Origin of the sequence: Streptomyces sp. NPDC026659, from assembly GCF_040638245.1 — a bacterium.
Taxonomy (GTDB): Bacteria; Actinomycetota; Actinomycetes; order Streptomycetales; family Streptomycetaceae; genus Streptomyces.
The window spans coordinates 134,651-156,772 of record NZ_JBEZXY010000004.1 but is presented as its reverse complement, the minus strand read 5'-3'; the positions used below and the strand labels follow the sequence as shown (position 1 = coordinate 156,772).

Below are 22,122 nucleotides of genomic sequence, written 5' to 3'. Positions count from 1 at the left end.
GCAGTCTGGTCGCACGCAGGCCGTACGGGAAGGGCCCGTACGCGGGACGGCTCGGTGCCGGGGGCGCCGGGTGAGGAGGGGTTCGGGATGAACGAGACCTTGGTGTGCGTGGTGGGCAATGTGGCGACGCAGCCGCTGTACCGGGACATGGCGGCGGGGCCGTCGGCCCGGTTCCGGCTCGCGGTGACCTCGCGGTACTGGGACCGGGAGAAGAGCGCCTGGACGGACGGACACACCAACTTCTTCACGGTGTGGGCCAACCGGCAGCTCGCGGTCAATGTGGCCGCGTCGGTGGAGGTGGGGCAACCGGTCGTGGTCCAGGGGAGGTTGAAGGTGCGTTCGGAGACACGGGAGGGGCAGCAGGGCTGGGCTTCGGCGGACATCGACGCGGTGGCGATCGGCCATGATCTGGCACGCGGTACGGCGGCGTTCCGGCGCGCCGCCCGACCGGACGCGCCACCTCGTACGACACGTCCGGAACCGGAGTGGGAGACGCCGCCGGGTGGAGCGGTGGGGGAGGGGGCGGAGCAAAGTCCGGTCGAGGCGGCGGAAGTGACGTGATGTCAGTTCGGTTGGGCTGATGATGTGTCAGCCGTTGTGGGAGTGCGCGGGGTCGTCCGGGACGGAATCGCGGCTTATCGACGGATGGGTGCCGAACGCGCTGAACGCGGGGAACGCACCCGTTCTTTCACTTATCAACCGGTGGATTTGTCGACAAGCCCGGTTTGTTCTCAGCGTTCGCGATAACGATTGCGGCTCGAACGGCCTCCGGCGACCGGACCCGGCGAGTGCGGGCCGCCTTGATCCATAGGATGCCGGGCATGCCCTCCTGGGCAGCCGATTTCTGCTGGTGGGACCTTCCCCCACGTCCAACGGGTCCTGCTCGAAGGGGAATTCTGTGCTTGGTGCGTTCTCTGGGATAACCCGGTCCGTCGTGCCCGCCCGTATCGGCGCGGTGGCCCTGGCCTCCGGCCTGGCGGCGGCGGGAGTGCTGTCCGGCGCCGGTACGGCCCTGGCCGACGAGGCCCCGCAGCCTCAGAGCGGGGCGACGGCCACGATCAACGGCCTCAAGACGTACGGCGAGGCCGTGATCCACGAGGACGGCACCGACCTGACGGTGCCCGCGGGCCTGTTCGAGATGTCCGTGGACGGCGGCGGCACCCTCCAGACGTACTGCGTCGACCTGCACAACCCCACCCAGCGGGACGCGCGCTACCAGGAGACGCCCTGGAGCGGCACTTCGCTGGGGACCAACAAGGACGCCGGGCGCATCCGCTGGATCCTGCAGCACTCATACCCCCAGGTCAACGACCTCGCCGCCCTCGCCCGCAAGGCCGGGGCGAGCGGGCTGACCGAGCAGGACGCGGCGGCCGGTACCCAGGTGGCCATCTGGCGCTACTCGGACGGCGCGAAGGCCGACGCGGTCGACCCGAACGCCGAGAAGCTCGCGGACTACCTCGAGAAGGGCGCGCGGAACACGGCCGAGCCGCAGTCCTCCCTGACCCTGGACCCGCCCACCGTCTCCGGGCGCCCCGGTGGCCTGCTCGGGCCGGTGACCGTGCACACCAACGGCGGCACCGTGACGGTGACCCCGCCCGCGGACGCGGCCGCCGCCGGAGTACGGATCATCGACAAGACCGGCAAGGCGGTCACCTCGGCGCAGGACGGCAGCCGGCTGTACTTCGAGGTCCCCAAGGGCGCGCCGGACGGCTCCGCCCAGCTGACCGTCCAGGCGTCCACCACCGTGCCGGTGGGCCGCGCCTTCGCCTCCGACTCCCGCAGCCAGACCCAGATCCTGGCGGGCTCCAGCGAGTCCACGGTCTCCGCGACCGCGAGCGCCACCTGGGCCGCCGTGGGTGCGATACCGGCGGTCTCGGCCCGCACGAACTGCGCCGAGGGCGGCGTGGACGTCACTGTCGCCGACAAGGGCGACCAGCCGTTCACCTTCGAGCTGATGGGCGAGGAGCACACGGTCCCGGCCGGAACCGCGACCACGGTCTCCGTCCCCCTCCAGGAGGACCGGAGCTACGACTTCACCGTCACCGGCCCGAACGACTTCAGCCGCCGCTTCACCGGTGTCCTCGACTGCAAGACCCAGGGCATCATCACCACCAAGTCCGCCCAGACCCTGAGCGACCCCACCCCGGTCGCACTCCCCGTCGACACCCCGCCCGGCACCGACCTCGCGGCCACGGGCGGCTCGGCGATCACCCCCCTGATCGCCGGAGCGGCGATCGGCTTCGTGGTGATCGGCGGAGCGGTGCTGGTGTTTCTGCGCGGGCGGGAGGCGCAGGCGGGGGAGTGACGGGGGCGGGCCCGGCCCCGGGCCCTTTTCCGACGGCTCAATCGTCGTCCCACTCTTCCGCCCGGCCGACATCGCGGAAGACGGACTCGTACTCACCGCTCCGAACGAGGTGGTCGACGACCTCGACCATCGCGGGGATGCCACGGTCACGGACGATCAGCCCGTCCCAGACGTGGAAGAACCTGCCGTCCAGGCATTCCCCGGTCTGCTGCCAACGGTCCATGGCGCGCCGGACGTCGTCCAACGTGCAGATGGTCCCCGACCAGCGTCGCCCGTCCTTGAAGATCACCCACATGTCGACGTCGTCGATCTCGTCGAGGGGCACGCCGGCGTCGGGGACGAAGCAGATCTCGTAGCCGTCGCGTTGGACGCGGTAGAAGGGTTCGTCCCACATCCAGCCCACTCCTGCTCGCTCGACCACCCCATGCGGATGGTGATCGTATCCACGGTCGCGCGATGAGGGGAGGCACCACCGGAGGCACCGGCCAGGGGCCGGGTCCGGGATGCTGGAGGCATGCGTGCCTCTCGTCTGATTCGCATGGCGTTGCTCGTGCAGTCGCGTCCCGGTGTGACCGCTGCCGATATCGCTCGGGAGCTGGAGGTTTCCGAGCGGACGGTGATCCGGGACGCCCAGGCGTTGCAGGACGCGGGGGTTCCCATTCGGTCCGAGCGGGGGCGTGCGGGCGGGTATCGGCTGGCGCCGGGGCACCGGACGCGGCTGACCACGCTGCATCCCAGCGAGGCGGAGACCCTTTTCCTGTCCGGTCTGCCTACGGCGCTGCGTGATCTCGGGCTGGCGGGGGCGGCGGACGCGGCTCGGCTGAAGCTGTCGGCGACCCTGTTGCCGTCGTTGCGGGAGGCGGCGGAGTCGTCGGTGCGCCGGTTCCACCTGGACGCTCCGGCATGGTTCCGCGAGCCGTCCGTACCGGAGCTGCTGCCGGAGCTGGCCCGGGCCGTGTGGTCGGACCGTACGGTCGAGCTGGCGTACGCGCGGCCTGGGCGGGACGGGGCGCCGTCGCGCACGGTGACCCGCCTGCTGGAGCCGTACGGGCTCGTTCTGAAGGCGGGGGTCTGGTACGTCGTGGGCTGTGTCCCGGGTGAGGGGAGTGCCTGGCGTACGTACCGCGTCGATCGCGTGACCGCGCTGTCCCCCGCTCCCGGCCTCGACGAACCCTTCGTCCGCGACCCGTCCTTCGAGCTGGCCGCGCACTGGCAGGAGCATGCCGCCGGGTTCGCCCGGACCCTGCTGCGTACGACCGTCACCGTGCGTCTGACGGAGCGGGGTCTGCGTCGGCTGCCCGCCGTGGTGGACGCGGCCGGGGTCGGCGAGGCACTGGGTTCCGCGACCGCGCCCGACGACGCCGGGCGCGTCACGCTCGACCTGCCGGTGGAGTCGGAGGAGGTGGCGTTCGCCCAACTGGCCGGGCTGGGCGCGGAGGTGGAGGTGCTGGCCCCGGCGGGCCTGCGCGCCCGCTTCCGTGAGCGGGCGCGGGCCCTCGCCGAGCTGTACGGCGTGTACGGCTTGTCCGGCCTGTCCGGCGCGGAGGCGGGGGATCAGCGGTAGTCGTCCGGCGTGCCGGGCTTCCCGTCGAACCGGACCTCCTGGAAGTACGCCAAGGCGTCCGGTTGGCTGCCGTCCACGTCCCGTACGCCGTAGACCTTGGCGAGTTCCGCGCTGGAGGTCGACTTCCGGTTCCAGCGGGCCGCCCGGTCCGGGTCGGCGGCGAGCGCGGCGACCGCGCGGGCGAGGTAGTACGGGGACTCGGCGACGGCGAAGTCCGGGACCTGGACGGTGGCGTCGCGCCAGTTCTCCTCCGTGACACCGAAGTGGCCGAGCATCTGCTCCGAGCGCAGGAAACCGGGCGTCACGGCGACCGCCGCGCCCCCGTACTCCGCCAGCTCCTCGCCCAGGCCGAAGGCGATCCGGATCGGGGCGGTCTTCGCGAGGTCGTAGTAGAGGTTCTCGCGGTAGCGGCGGTTGAACTCCGCCGTGCCGTCGGTGACTTCCACCAGCAGCGGCGCGGCCGAGCGGATCAGCAGCGGGAGCGCGAGCGCCGCGGTGATCACGTGCGACCGCACCCCGAGCTCCAGGATGCGCAGGCCGTCCGCGAGCGGTGTCTCCCAGCTCTTCTTCCCGAACACCGAGCCGGTGAGCAGGTGCTCGCCGCCCCAGAGGTCGTTGACGAGGATGTCGAGCCGGTTGTGTTCGCGGTCGATGCGCTCGACGAGGGCGCGTACCTGGTCCTCCTCCAGATGATCGGTGGGGACGGCGATGCCCGTTCCTCCGGCCGCGCCGACCATCTCCGCGGTCTCCTCGATGGTCTCCGTGGCCCTGCCGACCTCGCTGACGCGGTCGCGGGTGGTGCGGCCGGTGACGTACACGGTGGCTCCGGCGCGGCCCAGCTCCACGGCGAGGGCGCGGCCGGCGCCTCGGGTGGCTCCGGCGACGAGGGCGATGCGGTTGGTGAGGGGGCGGGGGCGGTCGGTGTCCTGGGCGGTGATGTCGTTCTCCATGCCACTACGGTGCCTGCCAAAGGTGACAGCTCACGTCACCTTTTCCGGTTGGTCGGTCAGCTGGTTGAACACCTCCGGAACTCTGGGTGCCCCTGGCGCATCTTCGTCCCATCGGGTTCCGGTGGGCGCTACGGTGCGCGCTGTGGAGATACCCGACTGGTTCGTCTGGATGGCTCTCGGGCTGGCCGTCTTGCAGGTCCTGGGGCTTGTCCCCATCGCCCACCGATTGCGCGGGCCCGATCCCGTGGCGCGTTCCCGAGCGCGCCTGGACCTGTTGGACACCCTCGGCAACCTGCTGGCCCTCAGCGGCCTGTTCCTGGGGATTGCGGTGGCGGCATCGTGGTTCTCGCTCGGGCTCGTCGGCTTCGCGCTCATGACCACCGCCTACGCGGTGAAAGGCGTCCGCCGTCTCCGCGCCCGCCGCGCCGCCGATCCGACAGCGGGCCGATGAGTGACGACTACCTCACGGTCATCCCGACCGACCCGTACTGGCAGCCCAGTCGGGATGCGGGGGAGCGCGCCGCGGCCGTGATGTCCGGGATGCTTCCCGGCGAGGCGCGCCGTGGCCTGGAGGGCCAGTGGCACGACACCGTCGAAGTGGTCTTCTGCGGTTTCCGCTTCGGCGGGATCCTTTGCCCGCACTGCGGTGCGGAGTTGACAGTCAACTGGTGGGCCGACGCCGTCTCGGCCCGCTACGAGGAGGGCTTCCGGACGCTCGTTGCTACGGTCCCCTGCTGCGGCGTCGAGACATCACTCAACGACCTGGTCTACGACTGGCCGACGGGCTTCGCGCGGTTCAGGATCGAAGCCCTGGATCCCGAACGGTCGTGGCTGACCGAGGAGGAACTGGGCGCGGTCGCGGGGGCGCTGGGGCATCCGTTGCGGCAGATTCTCGTTCACGTTTAGTGCGGGGGCGGTCCGAGGTGGGGGGGCGTCCTGGGGCGGATGGAACGGCGAGCCCGTTGCGGTGGGAGTCCAGCCCCGACCGGCACAGGGAGTGGTTGTAGGTGCGGCGAAGCTCCAGGTCAGACGCGAGCAGCCGCAGGCGGCGCGGGCTGCCGGGTCAGCCACACGTATCCCGCCAGTCCGAGTGAGCCGCGGACCATGAAGTCGACGCACAACCGCATGAGCCCAGTGACGTCCTGCTCCCCGCGCAGGGCCACCAGAAGGATCAAGACGGTGAGGACTGACGCTACCGCGATGGCCGAAAAATAGGGGACACGGCGACCCTGATCACGACCCAGCCTCGTGCCAAGGAGCCCGGACGGGATCTGTACGAGCACGTGGAAGGCCACGCAGTGCAACAGCAGCACGGCGAAGATCACGAACGGGGTTACGTCCGCCGAGGGGTCGTCGGCCGGTGCCGTGCCGTAGACGTCGAGGGCCCAAGCCGGCGGGATCACGTAGCTGAACAGCAGGATCGCACCACTCAGATGCATGGCGCCGAGGTGACGTCCTACCCGGCGGAGAACGCTTCGCGGCGCGCCGTTACTCGGTCTGAGCGGGCGGATTGTGCCTGTTTTCACCTGGCCCCTGGTGTCTCCTGGCGCCACATCTGTGTGGGCCGCGCAGTACAGCTCCTGGTGCGAAGGGGGTCGATGGAGCCCCATGTCGGTCGGTACTGACGGGCGTGCCACTTCGATCAGCCGTGAAGGCCCAGGTCAGACGCCCCCGCCCCAACGAGTTACCGCCCACCCCTGGCCGTACGGCAAGATGGGGTGTATCTGCCCACTGCCAGATTTCAAGCTGCCGGACGGTTTCTCTTGGCTGAGTACATCTACACCATGCGCAAGGCGCGTAAAGCGCACGGCGACAAGGTGATCCTCGACGACGTCACCCTGAACTTCCTTCCGGGAGCGAAGATCGGTGTCGTCGGACCGAACGGCGCGGGTAAGTCGACCGTCCTGCAGATCATGGCGGGTCTGCAGCAGCCGTCGAACGGTGACGCCTTCATCTCCCCCGGTTACAGCGTGGGCATCCTGATGCAGGAGCCCAAGCTGAACGACGAGAAGACCGTCCTGGAGAACGTCCAGGAGGGTGTCGCCGAGATCAAGGGCAAGCTCGACCGGTTCAACGAGATCGCCGAGCTGATGGCGACCGACTACTCGGACGCGCTGCTCGACGAGATGGGCAAGCTCCAGGAGGAGCTGGACCACTCCAACGCCTGGGACCTCGACGCCCAGCTGGAGCAGGCCATGGACGCGCTGGGCTGCCCGCCCGGCGACTGGCCGGTCACCACCCTCTCCGGTGGCGAGAAGCGCCGCGTCGCGCTCTGCAAGCTGCTCCTGGAGCAGCCCGACCTGCTGCTCCTCGACGAGCCCACCAACCACCTCGACGCCGAGTCGGTGAACTGGCTGGAGCAGCACCTGGCCAAGTACCCGGGCACCGTCGTGGCGATCACCCACGACCGGTACTTCCTGGACAACGTCGCCGAGTGGATCCTTGAGCTCGACCGCGGCCGCGCGTACCCCTACGAGGGCAACTACTCCACGTACCTGGAGACCAAGCAGACGCGTCTGAAGGTCGAGGGCCAGAAGGACGCCAAGCGCGCCAAGCGGCTCAAGGAAGAGCTGGAGTGGGTGCGGTCGAACGCCAAGGGGCGGCAGGCCAAGTCCAAGGCCCGTCTCGCGCGTTACGAGGAGATGGCGGCCGAGGCCGACAAGATGCGGAAGCTGGACTTCGAGGAGATCCAGATCCCGCCGGGTCCGCGTCTGGGCAACATCGTCGTCGAGGTCAACAACCTCTCCAAGGCCTTCGGCGACAAGGTCCTCATCGACGACCTGTCCTTCACGCTGCCGCGCAACGGCATCGTGGGTGTCATCGGCCCCAACGGCGCCGGCAAGACCACCCTGTTCAAGATGATCCAGGGCCTGGAGACGCCGGACTCCGGCTCCATCAAGGTCGGCGAGACCGTCAAGATCTCGTACGTCGACCAGAGCCGCGCGAACATCGACCCCAAGAAGACGCTGTGGGCCGTCGTCTCCGACGAGCTGGACTACATCAACGTCGGCCAGGTCGAGATGCCGTCCCGCGCCTACGTCTCCGCGTTCGGCTTCAAGGGCCCGGACCAGCAGAAGCCGGCCGGGGTCCTCTCCGGTGGTGAGCGCAACCGCCTCAACCTGGCGCTGACCCTCAAGCAGGGCGGCAACCTGCTGCTCCTCGACGAGCCCACCAACGACCTCGACGTCGAGACGCTGTCCTCCCTGGAGAACGCGCTGCTCGAGTTTCCGGGTGCGGCCGTGGTCGTCTCCCACGACCGCTGGTTCCTGGACCGGGTGGCCACGCACATCCTCGCGTACGAGGGTGAGTCGAAGTGGTTCTGGTTCGAGGGCAACTTCGAGTCGTACGAGAAGAACAAGATCGAGCGGCTCGGCGCCGACGCCGCCCGCCCGCACCGTGCCACCTACAAGAAGCTGACCCGGGGCTGATCTCACCTTGCGCCACATCTACCGCTGCCCGCTGCGCTGGGCGGACATGGACGCGTACGGCCACGTCAACAACGTGGTGTTCCTCCGCTACCTGGAGGAGGCCCGTATCGACTTCCTGTTCCGCCCGGACAAGGACTTCAAGCAGGGGTCGGTCGTGGCGCGACACGAGATCGACTACAAGCGGCAGCTCGTCCACCGGCACGCGCCGGTCGACATCGAGCTGTGGGTCACCGAGATCAGGGCCGCGTCCTTCACCATCACCTACGAGGTGAAGGACGACGATCTCGTCTACGTACGGGCGTCCACCGTGATAGTCCCGTTCGACTTCGAGGCCCAGCGGCCCCGCCGGATCACCGCTGAGGAGCGTGAGTTCCTCACGGAGTACACCGACGACGGCGGCAAAACCGGGGCGCCCGACGAGGAGGAGGCCGTCGCCGCATGACGGTGCTCCATCTCGCCGACGAGAGGGAGGCGGCGGACCTCGGCGCCTTCCTCTCCCGGCTGCTCCACTACGACCGGGGTGCGGCGGTACGCCTTCAAGCGGCCGGTACGGCGCTCGCCGTGTTCGGCCGGCCGCCGTCCTTCGAGGTGCTCGCCATCCGCGCGGCCCGGCTCGCCAAGCCCTACGAGGACGGGCTCGACGTCACCCTCGACGCGACCGTCTCCGCGGGCGAACTGCTGGAGTCCCTGGACGACCGGGCGGCCACCGCGGCCGTACCCGCCGCTGTCACGGGCCCGCCCTGGGCCGGGGTCCTGCCCCCGCGCGGCGGCTGGCGTCCCGAGCCGGGGCTCCCCGCTCCGGAGGAGCTGCGCCGTACCGTCGGCCGGTCGGTCGCGGAGTTCCGCGCCCGCACCGAGGAACTGGCGCCCGAGGCGCGCACCCGCGCCGAACTGGACCGTACGGGACGGGAGATCTGGTCCCGCGAGATCGCTACGACCCGGCTCCCCCTGCGCGCCGTGCACGCGGCGCATTCCCTGGGCTTCCTGCGCCCCGGCACCGGCGCGGAGGACGTCGTCCTGCTGTCCTCGGGGACCTGGCTGAGGCTGCGCACGCCGTACGGCTCGGTCGCCGTGCGCGGGGCGGGTCTTGGCGCGCTCGGCGTCAGCGTGCGCTGACCCTGCCCGGTGTCATCCCTCGGTGTTCACCATCGAGGCGGCCGCGTACGTGAGGTAGTTCCACAGCGTCCGCTCGTGCTCCTCGGAGAGCCCCAGGTCGTCCACGGCCACCCGCATGTGCTTCAGCCAGGCGTCGTGCGCGGCCCGGTCCACGGCGAACGGCGCGTGCCGCATGCGCAGCCGGGGATGCCCCCGGTTCTCGCTGTAGGTGGTCGGACCACCCCAGTACTGGATGAGGAAGAGCGTCAGCCGCTCCTCGGCCGGACCCAGGTCCTCCTCCGGGTACATCGGCTTGAGCAGCGGGTCCTCCGCGACGCCCTCGTAGAAGCGGTGGACGAGCCGCCGAAACGTCTCCTCCCCACCGACCTGCTCGTAGAAGGTCTGCTCCTGAAGCGTGCCACGCCGGATCTCTTTCACCCGTCCATGGTCTCAGACGGGGGGACCGAGGACCTGGGGCGTAGGACCCCTGCCCGGTGCCGTGCGGCTACGACGCGGTCGGGTGGTGAACACTGCCGCGCGTACGCCGCTGCCGTTCCAGTTCGGTGTAGCGCGCCCGCATCGCGTCGCTCGCCGCCGGGCCCGCGCTGAACACGTACGCCTCACTGTCGTCGAGGCGCTTGCCGGTGTGGGCGTCGACCACGATCGGGTCGGACTCCTGGCCGGTCTCGGCGTCGATCAGGATCATGGAGCGGTCCTGGGGGTCGAGGTGGCGGTTGCCCCAGGCGGCGAGGGCGACGATCACGGGGCGCAGGGAGCGGCCGAGGTCGGTGAGGACGTACTCGTGGCGGACGGGGTTCGTCTGGTACGGGCGCCGTTCCAGGAGGCCGTCGTTCACCAGGGTCTTCAGGCGCGCGGTGAGCATGCTGGTGGAGATGCCGAGGCTCTGCTGGAACTGGTCGAAGCGCGTGTAGCCGTCGAAGGCGTCATGAAGGATCAGCAGCGTCCACCACTCGCCGACGTGCCGCACCGTGGTCGACAGCGGGCACTCGCGGTCCTCCAGCCTGATCCGGTTCGACATGGCACGCTCCCTGGTTACTGCTAAAGTCGAAGTTACTGGCTTCTATTTTAGCAGTGACCGGGCAACCGGCACCGAGCCATGTCGCCATGTTCCTATCCGCATGTTCCTGTCTGCGAGGCGCTCCCATGACCGAGAACCCCGAGACCGTCGAGCTGCCGGAGGTCGTCCGGCGCTATCTGCGGGCGCACGACGCGCACGACGTCCCCGCCGCCCTGGCCACGTTCACGACTGGGGCTACCGTCGCGGACGACGGGCAGACCCACGAGGGCACCGCCGCCATCACGCGCTGGCTGGAGCGGACCGGCTCCGAGTACACGTACACCACCACGCTCGTCGGCGCCGAGCGCGACGGCCCCGACCGGTACACCGTCGTCCAGCACCTCGAAGGCGACTTCCCCGGCGGAACCGTCGACCTGCGCTACCGCTTCGTCCTCGACCGAGGGCTGATCAGCGGGCTCGACATCGCTCCCTGAACCGTCAGGACTGAGGAAGCATGAATACCTGGTTCATCACCGGCGGCACTCCCGGTGGGTTCGGCATGGCCTACGCCGACGCCGCGCTCGAACGCGGCGACAACGTCGTTCTCACCGCGCGCCGACCGCAGCTCCTGGACGACTGGGCCGCCGACCACGGCGACCGGGTGCTCGTCCTGCCGCTGGACGTCACCGACGCCGGACAGGTCCATGACGCCGTCCGTGCCGCAGAAGAACGCTTCGGCGGCATCGACGTGCTGGTCAACAACGCGGGCCGGGGCTGGTACGGCTCCGTCGAAGGCATGGCCGAGGCCGACGTACGGCGGTCCTTCGAGCTGAACTTCTTCTCCGTCACGGAGATCCTGCGTGCCGTCCTCCCAGGCATGCGGGCCCAGCGCAGTGGCTGGATCGTCAACATGTCCTCCGTCGCCGGGCTGCGGGGCGTACCAGGATTCGGCTACTACAGCGCTGCGAAGTTCGCCATCGAGGGTCTCACCGAGGCGCTGCGCGGGGAGGTGGCTCCGTTCGGCATCCGCGTCCTGGCTGTCGAGCCGGGGGCGTTCCGAACCCGCGCGTACACCGCCTTCGCCGACGAGTCGGTGTCCGAGTCGGTCGACGCGTATCTGCCGTTCATCGAGTCGGTCCGTACGTCGATGATCGAGCAGGACGGGCGTCAGCCCGGGGATCCGGAGCGCGGGGTGCGGGCCGTTCTGGACGCCATGGATCGGGAGGAGCCGCCGCGACGGATCGTGCTGGGGGCGGGGGGCTATGAGGCCGTCCACGAGCAACTGGTCGGCATGGTCGAGGAGTTGCGCGCCTACGAGGGTGCTTCGCGGGGCGCGGACTTTCTGCCTGGTAAGTAGTACGCCATAAAGACGGGTGAACGACTGGCGCAGTGACACCGGGCCTGGTCGGGGAGTGGCGGAGGTGCTACGGCCCTACGTGGATGTCGCCAGACAGGCCCGGTTGTTGGGATTGCCGCACAGCGCGCTTCGCTGCCGCGTTCCGTGAGTGGGTCTCACGCCTCAGGCGCCGCTCGTAGTCGGCGATCTGCTGGGGCAGGGGCTTGCCGGGCGCGGTTCGGATGAGTCGCTTGTTCTTCCGGTCCACCAGGAAAGGGCCGTTGCCGCCGAGACTTGGACGCCGGCCGGCGGGACGGTCGATGTCCTGTCGCGCGCACCAGTGGAAGACCCAGCCGAAGGAGACCGGTTCAACCCTGGAGATCGCAAGATCCAGGTGTACCGCTCCAGCGGACTGTGCGAGTTCCCTCAAGACGAGTCGTCGTGCTTCATCTTCGGTCAGCATCTGCCCAGCGTCTCAGAGCGGGTGTCGGGGAATCGCGGGCTTTTTGGTTGACGGCCGCTCCGCGCTCTTGTCGGCGCACAGCATATGGTGAGCCGGTATCACCAGCTCTCCCGGTAATGGATCAATTGCTCGCACTCGGACGGCCACCACATCAATGATCACCAGTGACCGGGGTGCCGGGATCTTTATGAGGCGCCATCGGAAGCGTTCGGGAACGTCCTTGGCGGGCAATTCCGTCATAGCCAGGCCGACCCACCGGTCGTAGACCGTCGGGTAGACGCGGATGTCGGCATCGCACAGGGTGCAGCGGGGCGGTTCCAGGAACGTGACATCGTCGGGGTCCGGCTCCAGGCGGGGTGCCGCCGTGGCGCCTTCGTGCTGCGCGATCTGGTTGGCGAGGCGGTTCCAGCACGTGTCGCAGAGTTCGGCTATGAGATCGATGCGTCCTCGGCTGTGGACAGTCGGGCCGGATTTTCCGCAGCGCCCACAAAAGCGCTCGCCGCGCTCGCCTGTAGCCCCCATGTATTCAAGTGTGGGCGACTCCGAACGAATGGCAGTAGGTCACAAATCGGCCTTCATAGCAGGTAAGTCCTGCATCACAAGGCTGTTTCCTTCGCTGCTCGCGAGAGAATCTCCTGCGACAAGAGGCCCCGGATTTCTCCGGGGCCTCTTCGATTGCTGGCTGGTCAGCCCCGCCGGATCGTGATCGTCGTCCACGCCCCCACGTGCACCCGGTCCCCGTCCTGGAGCGGGACCGGGACGAACGGCTGGATGGGTTCGTCGCCGCCGTTGACCGTCGTGCCGTTGGTGGAGTTCTGGTCGACCACCGCCCAGTTGCCGTCCGGCTGCTGGACCAGGACCGCGTGCTGGTGGGAGACGCCGGGGTCCTCCGGGGGGACGGAGAGGTCGATGTCGGGGGTGTCGCCGGTGGAGTGGCGGCGGCGGCCGATGGTGAGCTGGTTGCCGGTGAGGGGGCGCTGCTGCTCGGGGGAGTAGGCGGGCAGGTTGAGGCCCGCCGCCTCGGGGCCGGAGCGCTGCATCATCGCCATGAAGTACTCGCGGTCCGGGCCGATGGTCACCATCCATGTGGCCGGGCGCTGCTGGTAGCCCGACGGTCCCTGCTGCCCGCCCGGCTGCGGGTAGCCGTAGCCGCCGGCGGGGCCGTTCTGCGACGGGGACGACGGCGGGGATATCACCCAGTCGTCGGCGCCGCCGCCGAAGGACGGGCCGCCGTTGTTCGGCTGGCCGCCCTGCTGCGGGTAGCCGGAGGGGCCGGGGGGCGGGGCCTGCCGGGAGGGGGCCCCGCCGAACGCGGAAGGTGCCTGGCCGGAGGGGCCGGAGGGGCCGCCGGGGCCGGGGAAGCCGGAGGGGTCGCGGCCGTAGGGGGGCTGGGCGCCACCGCCGCCCTGCGTGCCCTGGCCGCCGGGGCCGGAGGGGGCAGAGGGGCCTCGGTCGAAGGGGGAGGGGGAGGGGCCGCCTCCGCCCGGGGCGCCCTGGCCGCCGGGGACACCCGGGCCGCCCATGCCGCCCTGGCCTCCCGGGCCGCCCATGCTCCCCTGGCCCGAGGGCTCGCGGCTGAACATCGACTGGCCGCCCTGGCCGCCCTGGCCGCCGGGGGCCGACTGCTCGCGGCTGCCGTACGGCGAAGCGCCGCCGGGACCGCCCTGGCCGCCCTGGGCCGGTCGCTCCCGCTCGAACATCGACGGGCGTCCCTGGCCGCCACCAGGACCGCCAGGACCTCCGCCGGGGTTGCCCGGGGCGCCGCCGGGGGCGTTCTGGCCGCCGCCGAAGCCCTGTGGGGGCGGGCCGCCGGGACGTGCGCCGAAGGCCGACTGGCCGCCCGCCGTCTGCGGAGGCGTCGCCGGGCCGCCGCGGGCGGCGCCGAACGGGGTCGGGCCCGAGGGCTCGTTGTCGAAGGGGGGTATCGGCTCGGCGGGGCGGTTGACCTGGGAGGGTCGGGAGCCCTGGTACTCGTAGCCGTCACCGCCGCCGTAGGAGGCGCTCGGGGGCTGGAAGCGGGGCTGCTGACGGCCGCCGCCGGGCGGGGACGCGGGGGTGTACGAGGTGGCTGTGTTGGTGAGGAAGTTCCACCGGCACTCCTCGCAGAAGGGCGCGCCGCCCTCGCGGGGCGTGCGGCACTGCGGGCACAGCTCCGGGTTCGGGGACGACGCGGGGCGCCCCTCGGCGCGCGGCGGCGGGAAGCCGTAGCCGCCGGAGGGCGGCGGGGGCGGGGGTACGGCACCGGCCATGCGGTGACCGCACACCTCGCACCAGTCGTCGGAACCCGACTGGTGTCCGTTCGGGCAGGTCGGCATGTCGGTGCTACCCCTTCTCCTGAGGCACTGGTTTCTGCAGGGTCACTTCTTCACGCGGACGGTCTTGGTGGACCGCGTTTCGAGTGTCATCTCGTCGGCCTCGGTGACCTTCGCTTTCAACCGCACAGTACCTGTCGAGGCGTCCACCACGTCCACCACCTTCGCAAGCAGTTTCGCAGTATCCGCGTTCCCCGACACCCGCGCGAGCTGAACGGCGCGTCCCAGTTTGGCCGTTGCTCCGTCCATATCACCCGCTTTGCGGAGGTCTATTCCTTGCTGGATGACCTGCGCCAGTTCGGCCTGGCCTGTGTAGTGGGCCACTTGGGGATTGATCGCGGTCGAGGCCGTCAAGTCGTCGGTCCATACCGCCCGTACGAGCCCCTGTGCGCCCAGGCTCTGTGCGGTTCCGTCCGGTTGCGGCACCACCAGGGAGACCCGCGCGGCCAGCATCTCCTGGCCCAGTCCCGCCGCCGGGACCGTCACGCACAGGTGGTAGTCGCGGGACTCGTCGCCCCAGGAGCCGGTCGGGTAGTCCCCGGCGCGCGGGCCCGCCTCGGTGCGGCGGCCGGTCAACTCCTCTACGGAGGGCGCCACTTGCTTGAGGTACGAGACGGAGGCGCCGACCGGGGTCCACACCCGCAGGGCCACGTCGGCGACCGCCTTGCCCATCACCGTCTCCATCATCGCCGTGAAGTCGGCGGTCAGATGGGCCGGATCGGCGACGATGTCGGCGGTGCCGAGCAACGCCGAGGCGATGGCTGTGACTTCTTTCACTTCCCAGTCGGTGCCCACCCCGCGGGCGTCGCAGGTGAAGCGTCCGGCGCACGATTCCAGGGCGACGTGCAGCGCCTCGGGCGACTCGTGCTCGTTGCGTCCGTCGGTGAGCAGGATGCCGTGCCGGATCTCCACGTCCGCCGAGGCGAGCAGCCGGTTGGCGAGGCGCAGCCAGGTTCCGATGGCCGTGCCGCCGCCCGCCGAGAGGCGGCGCACCGCCTGCTTGGCCTGCGCGCGGGTGGTGGCGTCGGCGACCGCGAGCCGCCCGCCGCCGGGGTAGACCTCGCGGGCGACGTGCGTGCCGTCGATCACCGCGAAGTGGGTGCCGTCGCGCAGGGTGTCCAGGGCGGCGGCCGTGGCGTCGCGGGCGTTGCGCATCTTGGTGGACCCCATCGAGCCGGAGCAGTCCACCATGAGCGCCACGGCGGCCGACGGACCCCGGCTACCGCCCGTCCCCTGGGGCGCGGTGCCGCCGCCCGTCGCCGTCACCGTGACGACGGCGTGGACCTCGCGGCCGTCCTCCGGCAGGTACTCGTTCTGGTAGACGTCCACCGAGAACCGCGGGCCCGCCGGTTTCGCGAAGTTGGCCATGCTGCTTCACATCCCCCAAGAAGCACCTCGCCGGGGCGAGGCGGCGCGTGGGCCGCGAACCCGGTCCCCTCCGGCCTCGCGGCTGCTTCCCCGTACACGGCCGCCCCACGGCGCGCGATGGTCCCCGCGCGCGAACGGCCTCAGGCCGATCCTGCCCCCCGAGCGGGCGCGGGGAACGGCACGACGGCCACTGTTACGTTGTCGTGGCCCCCGCCGTCCAGCGCGTGGCCGACGAGCACCCGCGCGGCGTGCAGCGGACGCTCCGCCGCGTCCTGCGGCACGATGCGGGCCAATTCCTCCGCCGCCTCGGCGTAGTTCCACAGGCCGTCGGTGCAGACCACCACCACACCGGCCCGGTCGGGCTTGAACGACGCGGTGTGCGGCTCCAGTTCATAGGCGTCGGCGCCGAGCCAGCCGGTGATCGCGTGGGCGCGCTCGTCGGCGTACGCCTCGGCCTCGTTCATCAGCCCGGCCGCGACCATCTGGGCGGCCCAGGAGTCGTCCTCGGTGAGGCGGGCCGGGGCGGCGGAGCGGTCGTCGGGCACCCAGTAGGCGCGGCTGTCGCCGACCCAGCCGACCACCAGGAGCCCGGAGGTGACGACCGAGGCGACGAGGGTGCAGGCCGGGGCGTTCTGGTGCGGGGAGTGTTCGCGGGCCTCGTCGGGCTCCCCGGCGAGCGCGTCCACGGCCTGCGCGGCGGTGACGATCGCCTCGTGCATGGCCGCTTGCGGATGCGTGCCGCGTGGCAGGGCCGCGAGCAGGCTGTCGCTCGCGGCGCGCGAGGCGGCCATGGACGCCTCGTCGGGGCGGGTCGCGGAGGAGACGCCGTCGCAGACGACGGCGACGGAGGCGGGCGCGCCGTCGGGCAGCGCGGTGTGCGCGACGGCGAAGGCGTCCTCGTTGCGGTGGTGGCGCAGGCCCCGGTCGCTGACGGCGGCCAGCGGGCCCGACTCGCGCTCCATGTGGTCGCGTTCGCGGGGCTGGGCGTGGCCGCAGTTCTCGCAGTAGCCGTCGCCGTCCACCCGGCCCGCCCGGCAGGCCACGCAGACCGGGGCCGACGCCACGGACTCGGCGCGCGGGTCCGGTGCCTGGAGCGCGTACTCCTCCGGCTCGGCGGGCCGGTCGAGCCGTACGCCCGCGGAGGCCGGTCCGGGCAGCGGCGCGCCGCCGGAGTCGGTGCCGGGCACGTCCGTCGCGCGGTGCGTCCTCGGCTCGGCGCTGTCCGGGCCCGGTGGCTCGGGGTCCGGCCAGTCCACGTCGGCGGCGCCCGTCATGGCGAGCGTCGGCTGGTCCCCGGGCGGCGCGGGCACCTGGGAGAGGTCGTATCCGCAGGCACCGCAGAAGAGGTCGCCGGCCTCGAGCGGCTCCGCGCAGCTCGGGCACTTCGGCAGTGCGGCCTGCTGGGGCATCTGTGACATTCGCCTACACCCACGTCCGGGGGCGGTAACGGTTGGCCCGTTCCACCAGTTCGATCCTCTCCTCGCCGCCGGGCGCCAGCCGGGCCAGCGTGCGGTACGCGCGTTCCAGGCCGAACCGGAGACCCCGCTCGTCCAGACCGCTGCCGAGCAGCACCCGTCCGCCCGGGACGGGCGAGCCGGGGGCCCGGCCCTGGGAGAGTATCCAGTCCAGCGCGCAGCCGAGGACTTCCGCCGACAACCGCTCGCGCCGCGCCGGGTCCAGGCCGTACGCGTCCAGCGCCTCGATCTGGCCCGCCGCGGCGGTCAGATCGTCCAGGAACGGTACGTCACCCGGGCCCGCCGTGCGCTGTCTGAGGCGGGCACGCACGGCCGCGACCCGGGCAGCGGTGTAGTGGATGGACGACTCCGGCACCGACTCCAGGGTGCCCACCGCGCCGGTGCGGTCCCCGGCCGCGAGCCGCACCCGGGCGAGCCCGAACGCGGTGCTGACGAAGCCCGGGTCGGTCGCCCACACCAGCCGGTAGTACTCGGCGGCGTTGTCCAGCTGGCCCAGCACCTCCGCGCACAGGCCGAGCGCCAGCTTGGGCGCGGGCTCGCCTGGGAAGGCGTCGTAGACCGCGTCGAAGGCGAGCGCGGAGTGGGCGAGGTCGCCGGTGGCCAGCGCCGTCACGCCCCGGTACCAGACCACCCGCCAGTCGTCGGGGCGCTCCGCCTCCAGCGCGCCCAGGGTCGTCAACGCGGCCTCGGAGTCGCCGAGTTCGAGCCGGGCCCGGACCCGGCGCAGCCGGGTCTCCACGGTCTGCGCGGGGGCCGCGTCCAGGGCGGCGAGGAGTTCGGCGGGGGCAGTGGCGGTCAGGCCCGCGAGGAACCCGGCGTCCGGGTCGTTCGGGTCGACCAGCGGGACGGCCAGCGCGAGCGCGGCGGCCGCCGTGTCCACCGGCCGCACCAGGGCCGGGGGCGGCGCAGGGGGCGTACGGCCCGTGCCGCGCGTGCCGAGCCGGGACACGTCGCCGTCCAGCACCGGGAACAACTCGGTGTCCGTGACCCGCACTTCGGGCCCGAACAGGGTCGAGAGCGCGGGCCGGGGCTGCCCGGTCTGCAGCGAGACCACCTCGCGCAGCACCCCGGTCAGCTGCTCGGCCATCTCCTGGGCGGAGGCGAACCGGCGGGCCGGGTCGGGGTCGGTCGCGCGGACCAGGAAGCGGTAGAAGGACTCGTAGCGCCGGAAGACCTCGATGGTGTCCGGGTCGGGCAGCGAGTCGGCGTAAACGGTCGTGTAGCCCTGGAAGTCGAAGGTGAGGACGGCGAGGGTGCGGCCCACCGTGTACAGGTCGCTCGCGGGGGAGGGACCGATGTCCGCGACCTCGGGGGCCTGGTAGCCCACCGTGCCGTAGATCGCGGACTCCTCGTCGTCGATCCGGCGCACCGCGCCCATGTCGATCAGCTTGAGCTGGTCCTCGGTCTGGATGGCGTTGTCGACCTTGAAGTCGCAGTAGAGCAGGTTGCGGCTGTGGAGGTGGCCGAGCGCCTCCAGGGCCTCGATGCCGTACGCGCACGCCTGTTCCACCGGGAGCGGGTCGCGGCGGCCCTCGGGGGTGCGGCGGGCGTTGGCGATCTCCTTCAGGGACTTGCCGCCGACGTACTCCATGACGATGTAGCCGTCCAGGGAGCCGGTGCGCTGGTCCAGGTGCTCGACGAAGTTGTAGATCCGCACGATGCCCGCGTGCTCGATCTCCGCGAGGAACCGGCGCTCGGAGATCGCCGCCTCCATCGCGTCCTGGTCACCGGTGTCCAGGAGGCCCTTGAGGACCACCCAGCGGTCGGAGACGGCCCGGTCGACGGCGAGGTATATCCAGCCGAGCCCGCCGTGCGCGAGACAGCCCGCCACCTCGTACTGCCCGTGCACGATGTCCCCGCCGCGCAGCTTCGGCACGAAGGAGTACGGGTGGCCGCACTTGGTGCAGAAACCTTCCGTGCGGCCCGGACGCTCGCCCCGCGCCCTGCCGACCGGCGCCCCGCAGTCCGAGCGGGAGCAGTACCGCTTGCGCTCGGGCACCTGCGGGTTCTCCAGCACCATCGCGCGCGGGTCGGGCCGGGGCACCTGCGGCACCGCGACCAGACCGGCGCCGAGGCGTCCGCGCCCGGAAGGCCCCGAGGACGCGCCCGAGCTGCGCACCGACACCGAACGCCCGGCGGTGCGGCCCGAGTCGGCGCGGGAGAGCCGCCCCGACACCGAGCGGCGCGAGCGCGAGGACTGCGAGGAGGTGCGGGCGCTGCGCGAACTGCCGCTCGTCGCCGGGCCGGTGGAGTCCGGGGCCGCGACATGAGTCACCGCGGAAGGCGCCGGTGCGGCCGGTGCCGGGGCGACCACGGGTGCCAGACCGCAGGTGTCGCAGTACAGCTCCCCGCCGCCCATGTCCTCGTACGTGCCTGCGCAGTCCGGGCGTTGGCAGGCGTGCCGTTCCTCGCTCACCCCTCGTCCTCCCTCGCGTCCGTGGGCCCGTGCTCCGGCACCTTCGGCGCGGTGAGCAGTTCGGCCGCCGCGTGCTGGTAGCGCAGCACCGCCTGCTCGGCCACGCGCAGATCGCAGGGCGCGCTCCACAGCATGCGGCGGGCCGCGTCGTACCGCTCGATCAGCAGCGGGTCCTCGGCCAGGCCGTGCCGGGCGACCTTCGCCCGATAGGCGTCCAGGCGCCCGCGCAGCTCGGCACGGACCGCGAGCGGCGCGGTCACGGCCGTCAACGACTCGCGGGCGCGCAGCAGTTCGTCCTCCGCCCGCCGCTCCAGGGAGTCCAGCAGCGGGGAGAGCCGGTGCCAGCGGGCGTGCCTGCGGTGGTCCGCCGCCGTCGCCAACTGCTCCTGGAGCACGGTCGGCGGCCCGCTCACCACGGGCACCTCGGTCGCCGCGATCTTCGCCAGGACCTCACCGCGCGCGGTCCGCGCCTCCGCCAGCGTGCGGTCGGCGCGCGACAGCACGTCCCGCAGCCGGAGCAGCCGCTCCTCGGCATCCTGGCGGACCGTCAGTACCGCGTCGATCTCCCGGCGTACATCCTCCAGGGCGCGCGCCTCCCGGTCGTAGACCGTGGTGTCCGGACGGCCGCCGCCGGGCGCCGAACTGCCCTGCGCGGGCGTCCAGTAGGCGAGCGGATCGCTGATCACCCGGGCGCGCAGCGCGGTCAGCGTGGCCGTGATGCCCTCCAGGTCGTCACCGGCCGGGTGTTCGCCGGGGCGCACCCCGACGGAGTGGGCGAGGCCGCGCGTGCGGTGGAGTTCGGCGGCGAGTAAATCTATCCGGGCGGGCAGTGCCGACCACACGGCGTCGGCGGCGACCACCACGTCCAGGGAGGACGCGTACAGCTCGTTCATCCGGTCGACCAGCGCGGTCAGCGTGCAGCTCTCGCTGAGCCTGCCGGTGCCGGCCGGGAGCGACGGGCTCGCCAGCGTCACCGACTCCCCGCGCAGCAGCCCGGTCAGCTCCACCAGGTCCTCACGGCTGGACCAGCGGCGCCGGGAGCGGATCTCGCGGGCCCGGCGCAGCGCGGCCGTGTACGCGTCGAAACAGGCCCAGAGCACCGTGATGGCCTCCTCCGCGGCCGCCCAGCGCTCCTCGGTGACGCCGGTCAGCTCGGCGCCCTCCAGAAGTCTGCGGCCCGCGTGGTCCTGGAGCGCGAGCAGCGAGGTCTCGATCGCCTCGTGCTCCTGGCCGAGCCGCGCCAGCGCACGGTCCACCTCGTCCCGGTCCATCACCGGCCCGGCGGGGTCCGTGACGCCCATCGATCACCTCTCGCTGCTGTCCAAGTCGGCGCTGTCCCGTACTGCCCGCTTCGCTCAGCTCTCACCCCGGTACTCCGGCACGGGCGGACGGTACGGCTTCGCGTCCCTGCCCAGTGTCGCCGACAGCCACTTGTCGTACGACGCCTGCCAGCCGTCGGAACGGTAGTCCGCCAGCACGCGGTTGACCCGGCCCACCAGGTCCTTGGCGTCCTTCGCCATGGCCACGCCGTAGTACTCGGTCGTGAAGGCGGGGCCCTTGAGTTCGAGGGTGGGGTCCTGGGCGGCCTGGCTCGCGGCGAGCGCGCCGTCGGTGATCACCGCGTCCGCCTCGCCCAGTTGGAGCCGGACCAGACAGTCGAGCTGGTTGGGGACCGCCTGGGCGACGATCGCCCGCACCGCGCCGGACCGCACGTCCGCCTCCAGCTTCTTGCGCGCGGTCGAGCCCGCCGCCGTGCACACCCGTCTGCCCGCGAGGTCCTGATACCCCTTCACCGGCGAGGACTTGGGCGCCAGCACCTGCTGCCCGGTACGGAAGTACGGCGCGGAGAACGCGACGTCCTTCAGCCGCTCGCAGCTGATCGTCATCGTGCGCACCACCATGTCCACCCGGCCCTCCTGGAGCGCCGCGATGCGCTGGCTGGTCGGGATCGCCCGGAACTGCACGGCGTCCGGGTCGCCCACGATGTCCTCGGCTATCCGGTGCACCAGGTCGATGTCGAAGCCCTCCAGCTCCGCGCCCGGGTTGTTCGGATTGCGATAGCCCCAGCGGTAGCTGTTCTGGTCCACACCGACGACCAGCTTGCGCGTGCCGGGCCGGGCCTTGATCGCGTCGATGGTCTTCCCGCTCGCGCCCGACGGCGGCAGCGACCGGTCCTGCGCCTTCGCGTCCTCGCAGTCGGAGGCGCGCGCCTGGCTGCCCTCGACCACCGGGCCCACGGACGTCACCGGACCGGGCGCCGGGTGCGCCTGGGTGCGCGGGAGCATCAGCACGAAGGTGAGCGCGAGGGCACACAGCACCGCCATCGCACCGACCCCGCCCCAGCCGCGCAGCCGGGCGGGTCCTTCTGCCGCGTCCATGCTCCGGCCCCCTG

23 protein-coding genes are annotated in these 22,122 nt (G+C 71.6%); 10 read left to right on the top strand and 13 right to left on the bottom strand.

From position 1 onward, the window contains the following. Positions 1-87 precede the first annotated feature (87 nt). Positions 88-561 (top strand): single-stranded DNA-binding protein, encoded by a 474-nt coding sequence (locus AB0E91_RS12810; RefSeq protein WP_361779447.1) that lies wholly within the window; start codon positions 88-90, stop codon positions 559-561. Positions 562-934: 373 nt separating this feature from the next. After that, entirely contained in the window at positions 935-2,305 is a 1,371-nt protein-coding gene (locus AB0E91_RS12805) for a Cys-Gln thioester bond-forming surface protein (protein ID WP_361779444.1), read from the top strand. A gap of 37 nt (positions 2,306-2,342) precedes the next feature. Here AB0E91_RS12805 and AB0E91_RS12800 read toward each other — a convergent pair whose 3' ends face one another. Then, positions 2,343-2,699 carry a hypothetical protein gene (locus AB0E91_RS12800; RefSeq protein WP_361779441.1) on the bottom strand — a complete coding sequence of 119 codons (357 nt, stop codon included), beginning with the start codon at positions 2,697-2,699 and terminating at the stop codon, positions 2,343-2,345. Between the two features lie 120 nt (positions 2,700-2,819). Between AB0E91_RS12800 and AB0E91_RS12795 the strand changes: the two genes are divergently transcribed. Further along, a complete protein-coding gene (locus AB0E91_RS12795; RefSeq protein ID WP_361779438.1) occupies positions 2,820-3,869 on the top strand; it encodes a WYL domain-containing protein in 1,050 nt (349 codons plus the stop codon). Here the strand turns inward: AB0E91_RS12795 and AB0E91_RS12790 are convergent. Beyond that, positions 3,860-4,819 (bottom strand): SDR family oxidoreductase, encoded by a 960-nt coding sequence (locus tag AB0E91_RS12790; protein WP_361779435.1) that lies wholly within the window; start codon positions 4,817-4,819, stop codon positions 3,860-3,862. The two genes, AB0E91_RS12795 and AB0E91_RS12790, sit on opposite strands and share 10 nt — an antisense overlap. 142 nt (positions 4,820-4,961) lie before the next feature. On the opposite strand from AB0E91_RS12790, the gene AB0E91_RS12785 reads away from it, so the two are divergent. Both AB0E91_RS12785 and AB0E91_RS12780 read left to right on the top strand, forming a co-directional pair. Next, positions 4,962-5,270 (top strand): hypothetical protein, encoded by a 309-nt coding sequence (locus AB0E91_RS12785; protein WP_361779432.1) that lies wholly within the window; start codon positions 4,962-4,964, stop codon positions 5,268-5,270. Then, positions 5,267-5,725, top strand: a complete 459-nt coding sequence (locus AB0E91_RS12780; protein WP_361779429.1) for a hypothetical protein — start codon at positions 5,267-5,269, stop codon at positions 5,723-5,725. Before AB0E91_RS12785 ends, AB0E91_RS12780 begins: the two co-directional genes overlap by 4 nt. Before the next feature lie 119 nt (positions 5,726-5,844). Here the strand turns inward: AB0E91_RS12780 and AB0E91_RS12775 are convergent, their stop codons facing one another. Continuing rightward, a complete protein-coding gene (locus AB0E91_RS12775) occupies positions 5,845-6,258 on the bottom strand; it encodes a hypothetical protein (protein WP_361779426.1) in 414 nt (137 codons plus the stop codon). A gap of 324 nt (positions 6,259-6,582) precedes the next feature. Here AB0E91_RS12775 and ettA point away from each other — a divergent pair, with 324 nt between their 5' ends. Genes ettA through AB0E91_RS12760 form a run of 3 tightly spaced genes read left to right on the top strand, consistent with a single transcriptional unit; the run spans position 6,583 to position 9,363 of the window. Continuing rightward, positions 6,583-8,247, top strand: coding sequence for an energy-dependent translational throttle protein EttA (ettA, locus tag AB0E91_RS12770; protein ID WP_361779423.1), 1,665 nt, complete (start codon positions 6,583-6,585; stop codon positions 8,245-8,247). Between the two features lie 7 nt (positions 8,248-8,254). Beyond that, positions 8,255-8,689, top strand: coding sequence for a thioesterase family protein (locus AB0E91_RS12765; RefSeq protein ID WP_361779420.1), 435 nt, complete (start codon positions 8,255-8,257; stop codon positions 8,687-8,689). Next, positions 8,686-9,363 (top strand): hypothetical protein, encoded by a 678-nt coding sequence (locus AB0E91_RS12760; RefSeq protein WP_361779417.1) that lies wholly within the window; start codon positions 8,686-8,688, stop codon positions 9,361-9,363. The genes AB0E91_RS12765 and AB0E91_RS12760 overlap by 4 nt, the downstream gene beginning before the upstream one ends. A 12-nt stretch (positions 9,364-9,375) precedes the next feature. On the opposite strand, the gene AB0E91_RS12755 is transcribed toward AB0E91_RS12760, so the two are convergent. Beyond that, entirely contained in the window at positions 9,376-9,780 is a 405-nt protein-coding gene (locus tag AB0E91_RS12755; protein ID WP_361779415.1) for a globin, read from the bottom strand. A gap of 67 nt (positions 9,781-9,847) precedes the next feature. After that, complete coding sequence (locus AB0E91_RS12750; RefSeq protein ID WP_361779412.1) at positions 9,848-10,381, bottom strand: helix-turn-helix domain-containing protein; 534 nt, start codon at positions 10,379-10,381, stop codon at positions 9,848-9,850. 125 nt (positions 10,382-10,506) lie between these two features. Here AB0E91_RS12750 and AB0E91_RS12745 point away from each other — a divergent pair, with 125 nt between their 5' ends. Together AB0E91_RS12745 and AB0E91_RS12740 are read left to right on the top strand one after the other, a co-directional pair. Next, positions 10,507-10,854 carry a nuclear transport factor 2 family protein gene (locus AB0E91_RS12745; protein WP_361779409.1) on the top strand — a complete coding sequence of 116 codons (348 nt, stop codon included), beginning with the start codon at positions 10,507-10,509 and terminating at the stop codon, positions 10,852-10,854. A 20-nt stretch (positions 10,855-10,874) separates the two neighbouring features. Beyond that, positions 10,875-11,717 carry an SDR family NAD(P)-dependent oxidoreductase gene (locus AB0E91_RS12740; RefSeq protein WP_361779406.1) on the top strand — a complete coding sequence of 281 codons (843 nt, stop codon included), beginning with the start codon at positions 10,875-10,877 and terminating at the stop codon, positions 11,715-11,717. 67 nt (positions 11,718-11,784) lie between these two features. Here AB0E91_RS12740 and AB0E91_RS12735 read toward each other — a convergent pair whose 3' ends face one another. The 8 genes from AB0E91_RS12735 to AB0E91_RS12700 all read right to left on the bottom strand — a co-directional run bounded on the left by AB0E91_RS12735 (position 11,785) and on the right by AB0E91_RS12700 (position 22,108). After that, a complete protein-coding gene (locus tag AB0E91_RS12735) occupies positions 11,785-12,159 on the bottom strand; it encodes a hypothetical protein (protein WP_361779403.1) in 375 nt (124 codons plus the stop codon). 12 nt (positions 12,160-12,171) lie between these two features. Continuing rightward, positions 12,172-12,681 carry a DUF6083 domain-containing protein gene (locus AB0E91_RS12730; RefSeq protein WP_361779400.1) on the bottom strand — a complete coding sequence of 170 codons (510 nt, stop codon included), beginning with the start codon at positions 12,679-12,681 and terminating at the stop codon, positions 12,172-12,174. A gap of 164 nt (positions 12,682-12,845) precedes the next feature. Continuing rightward, a complete protein-coding gene (locus AB0E91_RS12725; protein ID WP_361779397.1) occupies positions 12,846-14,474 on the bottom strand; it encodes an FHA domain-containing protein in 1,629 nt (542 codons plus the stop codon). 42 nt (positions 14,475-14,516) lie between these two features. After that, positions 14,517-15,839, bottom strand: a complete 1,323-nt coding sequence (locus tag AB0E91_RS12720) for a VWA domain-containing protein (RefSeq protein ID WP_361779394.1) — start codon at positions 15,837-15,839, stop codon at positions 14,517-14,519. A gap of 140 nt (positions 15,840-15,979) precedes the next feature. Beyond that, positions 15,980-17,257 (bottom strand): protein phosphatase 2C domain-containing protein, encoded by a 1,278-nt coding sequence (locus AB0E91_RS12715; RefSeq protein ID WP_361779391.1) that lies wholly within the window; start codon positions 17,255-17,257, stop codon positions 15,980-15,982. Positions 17,258-17,261: 4 nt separating this feature from the next. Beyond that, positions 17,262-19,673 (bottom strand): tetratricopeptide repeat protein, encoded by a 2,412-nt coding sequence (locus AB0E91_RS12710; RefSeq protein WP_361780124.1) that lies wholly within the window; start codon positions 19,671-19,673, stop codon positions 17,262-17,264. A gap of 53 nt (positions 19,674-19,726) precedes the next feature. Continuing rightward, the gene (locus AB0E91_RS12705; protein ID WP_361779388.1) at positions 19,727-21,031 is read right to left on the bottom strand and encodes a hypothetical protein; all 1,305 of its coding nucleotides are present in this window, start codon (positions 21,029-21,031) and stop codon (positions 19,727-19,729) included. Between the two features lie 54 nt (positions 21,032-21,085). Continuing rightward, positions 21,086-22,108, bottom strand: coding sequence for a glutamate ABC transporter substrate-binding protein (locus AB0E91_RS12700; protein WP_361779385.1), 1,023 nt, complete (start codon positions 22,106-22,108; stop codon positions 21,086-21,088). Positions 22,109-22,122 lie beyond the last annotated feature (14 nt).

What these genes read in the sequence shown, in the direction of transcription:
- AB0E91_RS12715 (WP_361779391.1), bottom strand. Translation starts at nt 17,257, where the DNA reads ATGTCACAGATGCCCCAGCAGGCCGCACTGCCGAAGTGCCCGAGCTGC.
- AB0E91_RS12760 (WP_361779417.1), top strand. Translation starts at nt 8,686, where the DNA reads ATGACGGTGCTCCATCTCGCCGACGAGAGGGAGGCGGCGGACCTCGGC.
- AB0E91_RS12750 (WP_361779412.1), bottom strand. Translation starts at nt 10,381, where the DNA reads ATGTCGAACCGGATCAGGCTGGAGGACCGCGAGTGCCCGCTGTCGACC.
- AB0E91_RS12795 (WP_361779438.1), top strand. Translation starts at nt 2,820, where the DNA reads ATGCGTGCCTCTCGTCTGATTCGCATGGCGTTGCTCGTGCAGTCGCGT.
- AB0E91_RS12740 (WP_361779406.1), top strand. Translation starts at nt 10,875, where the DNA reads ATGAATACCTGGTTCATCACCGGCGGCACTCCCGGTGGGTTCGGCATG.
- AB0E91_RS12810 (WP_361779447.1), top strand. Translation starts at nt 88, where the DNA reads ATGAACGAGACCTTGGTGTGCGTGGTGGGCAATGTGGCGACGCAGCCG.
- AB0E91_RS12745 (WP_361779409.1), top strand. Translation starts at nt 10,507, where the DNA reads ATGACCGAGAACCCCGAGACCGTCGAGCTGCCGGAGGTCGTCCGGCGC.
- AB0E91_RS12800 (WP_361779441.1), bottom strand. Translation starts at nt 2,699, where the DNA reads ATGTGGGACGAACCCTTCTACCGCGTCCAACGCGACGGCTACGAGATC.
- AB0E91_RS12720 (WP_361779394.1), bottom strand. Translation starts at nt 15,839, where the DNA reads ATGGCCAACTTCGCGAAACCGGCGGGCCCGCGGTTCTCGGTGGACGTC.
- AB0E91_RS12700 (WP_361779385.1), bottom strand. Translation starts at nt 22,108, where the DNA reads ATGGACGCGGCAGAAGGACCCGCCCGGCTGCGCGGCTGGGGCGGGGTC.
- AB0E91_RS12780 (WP_361779429.1), top strand. Translation starts at nt 5,267, where the DNA reads ATGAGTGACGACTACCTCACGGTCATCCCGACCGACCCGTACTGGCAG.
- AB0E91_RS12735 (WP_361779403.1), bottom strand. Translation starts at nt 12,159, where the DNA reads ATGCTGACCGAAGATGAAGCACGACGACTCGTCTTGAGGGAACTCGCA.
- AB0E91_RS12710 (WP_361780124.1), bottom strand. Translation starts at nt 19,673, where the DNA reads ATGGGCGGCGGGGAGCTGTACTGCGACACCTGCGGTCTGGCACCCGTG.
- AB0E91_RS12775 (WP_361779426.1), bottom strand. Translation starts at nt 6,258, where the DNA reads ATGCATCTGAGTGGTGCGATCCTGCTGTTCAGCTACGTGATCCCGCCG.
- AB0E91_RS12730 (WP_361779400.1), bottom strand. Translation starts at nt 12,681, where the DNA reads ATGGGGGCTACAGGCGAGCGCGGCGAGCGCTTTTGTGGGCGCTGCGGA.
- AB0E91_RS12705 (WP_361779388.1), bottom strand. Translation starts at nt 21,031, where the DNA reads ATGGGCGTCACGGACCCCGCCGGGCCGGTGATGGACCGGGACGAGGTG.
- AB0E91_RS12790 (WP_361779435.1), bottom strand. Translation starts at nt 4,819, where the DNA reads ATGGAGAACGACATCACCGCCCAGGACACCGACCGCCCCCGCCCCCTC.
- AB0E91_RS12725 (WP_361779397.1), bottom strand. Translation starts at nt 14,474, where the DNA reads ATGCCGACCTGCCCGAACGGACACCAGTCGGGTTCCGACGACTGGTGC.